This is a genomic window from Escherichia sp. WS1450 (assembly GCF_046487395.1).
Lineage (GTDB): Bacteria > Pseudomonadota > Gammaproteobacteria > Enterobacterales > Enterobacteriaceae > Escherichia > Escherichia coli.
In genome coordinates this window covers 1-4904 of the sequence record NZ_JBJQJO010000069.1, presented here as the reverse complement: position 1 = coordinate 4904, position 4904 = coordinate 1, and the positions used below count along the sequence as shown (strand labels likewise).

The following is a 4904-nucleotide window of genomic DNA, read 5'->3' as shown; positions in this document are numbered from 1 at the left end:
CGAGGGGCAGCCGTGCATTCTGGCCTTTGACCTGGCGCGTAAACTGGATATGAACAGCATGGCGCGACTTTATACCCGCGAGATTGACGGTAAAACGCATTACTACAGTGTGGCCCCGCGTTTCTGGGTACCGTATGACACGGTGTACAGCGTCGAGAAAAATGAAGATCGACGGACAGCCGAACGCTTTCAGAAATGGGTGGAAATGGGCGTTCTGACCGTTACCGATGGTGCGGAGGTGGATTATCGCTACATCCTCGAGGAGGCCAAAGCGGCGAACAAAATCAGTCCGGTCAGTGAGTCACCCATCGACCCCTTCGGGGCGACCGGGTTGTCACATGACCTTGCTGATGAAGACCTGAACCCCATCACTATCATTCAGAACTACACCAACATGTCCGACCCGATGAAAGAGCTGGAAGCGGCAATTGAATCGGGGCGCTTTCATCATGATGGCAATCCCATCATGACCTGGTGTATCGGCAACGTGGTCGGCAAAACCATTCCGGGTAACGATGATGTGGTGAAGCCCGTCAAAGAGCAGGCGGAAAACAAAATTGACGGTGCAGTTGCGCTGATTATGGCGGTTGGCAGAGCCATGCTGTACGAGAAAGAAGACACGCTGTCTGACCACATTGAGTCCTATGGGATCCGCTCGCTTTAACTGAGGTAATTATGATCATGCTGATTCTCGCGCCTCTGGTGGGCGTGCTGGGGGCGCTTTTGCTGGCGTATGGTGCCTGGCTGATTTATCCCCCGGCGGGGTTTGTTGTTGCCGGGGCGTTGTGCCTGTTCTGGTCGTGGCTGGTGGCGCGATATCTCGACCGTACACAGCTGTCTGTTGGTGGAGGTAAATAGTGTTCTTTTCGGGATTATTTCAACGAAAAAGTGACGCACCGGTGACCACGTCAGCAGAGCTGGCGGATGCCATCGGGTTGTCCTACGACACCTATACCGGAAAGCAGATCAGCAGTCAGCGAGCCATGCGACTGACGGCGGTTTTTTCCTGCGTCAGAGTGCTGGCAGAGTCGGTCGGGATGTTGCCCTGCAATCTGTATCACCTGAACGGCAGCCTGAAGCAGAGAGCCACCGGCGAACGTCTGCATAAACTGATCTCCACGCATCCCAATAGCTATATGACGCCGCAGGAGTTCTGGGAGCTGGTGGTCACCTGTCTGTGCCTGCGGGGAAATTTTTACGCCTACAAAGTGAAAGCATTTGGCGAAGTGGCTGAACTGCTGCCCGTCGATCCCGGTTGTGTGGTACCGAAGCTTAACAGTAGCTGGGAACCGGTTTACCAGGTCACATTTCCGGACGGCTCCACGGATGTACTGAGCCAGGAAGATATCTGGCATGTGCGCACGCTGACGCTGGACGGTCTGGTGGGACTGAATCCCATCGCCTATGCCCGCGAGGCAATATCGCTGGCGGCAGCGACCGAAGAGCACGGGGCCAGACTGTTCAGCAATGGCGCGGTGACGTCGGGTGTGTTGCGTACAGAGCAGACGCTGTCGGATCAGGCTTATGAGCGCCTGAAGAAAGATTTTGAGGAGCGTCACACCGGGCTTGGCAATGCTCACCGCCCGATGATCCTTGAGATGGGGCTGGACTGGAAGTCGATGGCGTTGAACGCAGAGGACAGCCAGTTCCTGGAAACCCGCAAGTTTCAGCTTGAAGAAATCTGTCGTCTGTTCCGGGTGCCATTGCACATGGTGCAGAACACCGATCGCGCCACCTTCAACAATATCGAAGAACTGGGGCTCGGATTTATCAACTATTCACTGGTGCCGTATCTGACCCGCATCGAACAGCGGATCAACACCGGACTGGTACGAAAAAGTAAGCAGGGCGTTTATTACGCCAAATTTAACGCCGGGGCGTTACTGCGCGGGGATATGAAGTCCCGTTTTGAAGCCTACGCCACCGGGATTAACTGGGGAATTTACTCTCCCAATGACTGCCGCGACCTGGAAGATATGAATCCGCGTCCCGGTGGGAATGTCTATCTCACACCGATGAACATGACCACGAAACCCTCCGATGGCAGTAAAGCCGGTAAGCAGAAGGATAACGCCAATGCAGACGAAACAACGTCTTGATGTACCGCTGAGTCTGAAATCTGTCAGTGACTCCGGTGAGTTTGAAGGGTATGGCTCCGTCTTTGGTGTAAAGGACAGCCACGATGATGTGGTGATGTCCGGGGCATTTGCTGCTTCCCTGCGGGCGTGGAGTGACAGAAAAGCGTTACCTGCGCTGCTCTGGCAGCACCGCATGGATGAACCCATCGGTGTTTACACCGAAATGAAGGAAGACGATGTCGGGCTTTACGTCAGGGGACGGTTGCTTATTGATGATGATCCCCTCGCAAAACGCGCACATGCACACATGAAGGCCGGTTCGTTAACCGGCCTTTCTATTGGGTACGTCCTGAAAGACTGGGAATACGACCGGAGCAAAGAAGCCTTTCTGCTGAAAGAAATCGACCTCTGGGAAGTCAGCCTGGTGACGTTCCCGTCTAACGACGAGGCGCGGATCAGCGACGTCAAGAACGCACTGGCCCGCGGGGAAATCCCCGAACAGAAAAAAATCGAAAGAGTCCTGCGTGATGTCGGACTCTCCCGTACCCAGGCCAAAGCATTCATGGCCGGGGGCTATGGCGCACTGTCCCTGCGCGACGCTGAGGATGTGGGCTCTGCACTGAATGCACTGAAAAATCTGAACTTCTAATCAGGAGAAATACGATGGCGGTTGATATTAAAGATGTCGAACAGGTCGCGCAGGAGCTGCAGCAGAAGTTTGACGACTTCAAAGCAAAGAACGACAAGCGCGTGGATGCGATTGAGCAGGAAAAAGGCAAACTTGCCGGGCAGGTGGAAACTCTGAACGGGAAACTCAGCGAGCTGGAAAATCTCAAAAGCGACCTTGAAAAAGAGCTGCTTGAGCTGAAACGTCCGGCTGGTGGAGCGCAAAATAAACTGGCCACCGAGCATAAAGAGGCGTTTGTGGGCTTCCTGCGTAAAGGCCATGAAGACGGTCTGCGCGATCTGGAGCGTAAGGCATTGCAGGTGGGTACCGATGAAGACGGTGGCTACGCCGTGCCGGAAGAACTGGATCGCAACATTCTCACCCTGCTGAAAGATGAAGTGGTGATGCGTCAGGAAGCCACGGTGATCACCGTTGGCGGTTCCGACTACAAAAAACTGGTGAATCTGGGCGGTACGGCTTCCGGATGGGTGGGGGAAACGGATACGCGATCCCAGACTGCCACCTCCAGACTGGAGCTGATTGAACCTCTCATGGGGGAAATCTACGGCAACCCGCAGGCTACCCAGAAAATGCTGGACGATGCCTTCTTCAACGTGGAGGCCTGGATCAACAGCGAGCTGGCAACCGAATTTGCCGAACAGGAAGAAATTGCCTTTACCTCCGGCGATGGCACCAAGAAGCCGAAAGGGTTCCTGGCGTATGAATCCACGGATGAAACCGACAAGGTCCGGGCGTTTGGCAAACTTCAGCATATTGTATCCGGTGAAGCGACTGCGGTGACCGCTGATGCCATTATCAAACTGATTTACACGCTGCGTAAGGCACATCGCACCGGTGCGAAGTTCATGATGAACAACAACAGCCTGTTTGCCATTCGTCTGCTGAAAGACACCGAGGGTAACTATCTGTGGCGTCCTGGGCTGGAACTGGGGCAGCCGTCCTCTCTGGCGGGTTACGGTATCGCTGAAAACGAACAGATGCCGGATATCGCCGCTGATGCGAAAGCCATTGCATTTGGTAACTTCAAACGGGGTTACACCATCGTTGACCGTATCGGCACCCGCATTCTGCGTGACCCGTACACCAATAAACCGTTTGTCGGTTTTTATACCACCAAGCGCACCGGCGGGATGCTGGTCGATTCGCAGGCCATCAAACTGCTGAAGATTGCAGCGGCGTAATCACTCAGGGGCGCGGAACCGCGCCCCTGTTCTGACGGGTGAAGAATCATGATCCTGAAACAAGATCTGAAATGGTCACCGGACGGTATGCGTGTTGAGGTCATTCGGGCCGGTGAGTATGACGACGGGGCGCTTCCTGCCCGGGTGCAGGAGATTGCACTTCAGGCCGGGTTAGCAGAGCGCGGAATCAGTACAAAAAGCAGTAAAGCGGCAAAAGAGAAAAAAGCCACGACCAGTAAAGAGGGCTGAGTATGCTTCTGACAATGGAAGAGATTAAAGCCCAACTCCGGCTGGATGAGGATTTCGATGCTGATGACCGCCATCTGCAACTGCTGGCCTGTGCGGCGCAAAAGCGGACGGAAACGTATCTGAACCGGAAGCTCTATGCACCGGATGAAACCATTCCGGACAGCGATCCGGACGGGCTGCACCTGCCGGATGATATTCGTCTGGGGATGCTGATGCTTATCAGCCATTTTTACGAAAACCGCTCGTCGGTTACGGAAGTGGAGAAACTCGACATGCCGCAGAGTTTTGGCTGGCTTGTCGGCCCGTACAGGTACTTTCCGCAATGAAAATTCGTCAGGCGCAGACCAGCGCAACCTACATTCTGCCGGACCCCGGTGAACTGAATAAACGCGTCCTGATCCGCCAGCGGGTGGATATGCCCGCGGATAACTTTGGCGTGGAGCATCAATACCCGGTTACGTTCCGGACATGGGCGAAGGTTATCCAGACCAGTGCCACCACCTGGCAGGAAACCGCGCAGACTGGAGACGCCATCACCCATTACATCACCATTCGCTACCGCCGGGGGATCACCGCTGATTATGAGGTGGTCTGCGGTGACAGTGTGTACCGGGTGAAACGTCAGCGCGATCTGAACGGGGCGCGGCGCTTTCTGCTGCTGGAGTGTACGGAACTGGGCGAATTTACGCAGAGTCACGGAGGCAGCAA

General features: G+C 54.9%; 8 protein-coding genes. All 8 read left to right on the top strand.

Annotated elements, in window-relative coordinates; genetic code table 11:
• Positions 1-664: terminase TerL endonuclease subunit (locus ACJHYR_RS26895; RefSeq protein WP_410233188.1), on the top strand; the 664-nt coding region annotated here is incomplete at its 5' end.
• An 11-nt stretch (positions 665-675) separates the two neighbouring features.
• Positions 676-858 (top strand): protein YmfR, encoded by a 183-nt coding sequence (gene ymfR / locus ACJHYR_RS26890; RefSeq protein WP_000605604.1) that lies wholly within the window; start codon positions 676-678, stop codon positions 856-858.
• A complete protein-coding gene (locus ACJHYR_RS26885; RefSeq protein ID WP_057081020.1) occupies positions 858-2099 on the top strand; it encodes a phage portal protein in 1242 nt (413 codons plus the stop codon). Before ymfR ends, ACJHYR_RS26885 begins: the two co-directional genes overlap by 1 nt.
• Complete coding sequence (locus tag ACJHYR_RS26880) at positions 2077-2727, top strand: HK97 family phage prohead protease (RefSeq protein WP_001193631.1); 651 nt, start codon at positions 2077-2079, stop codon at positions 2725-2727. The genes ACJHYR_RS26885 and ACJHYR_RS26880 overlap by 23 nt, the downstream gene beginning before the upstream one ends.
• Positions 2728-2741: 14 nt before the next feature.
• Complete coding sequence (locus tag ACJHYR_RS26875) at positions 2742-3947, top strand: phage major capsid protein (protein WP_072837595.1); 1206 nt, start codon at positions 2742-2744, stop codon at positions 3945-3947.
• Between the two features lie 48 nt (positions 3948-3995).
• Complete coding sequence (locus ACJHYR_RS26870) at positions 3996-4196, top strand: hypothetical protein (protein WP_000601362.1); 201 nt, start codon at positions 3996-3998, stop codon at positions 4194-4196.
• A 2-nt stretch (positions 4197-4198) separates the two neighbouring features.
• The gene (locus ACJHYR_RS26865) at positions 4199-4522 is read left to right on the top strand and encodes a head-tail connector protein (protein ID WP_000927711.1); all 324 of its coding nucleotides are present in this window, start codon (positions 4199-4201) and stop codon (positions 4520-4522) included.
• A partial coding sequence (locus ACJHYR_RS26860; RefSeq protein ID WP_410233187.1) for a phage head closure protein occupies positions 4519-4904 on the top strand: 386 nt, incomplete at its 3' end. The genes ACJHYR_RS26865 and ACJHYR_RS26860, both read left to right, overlap by 4 nt.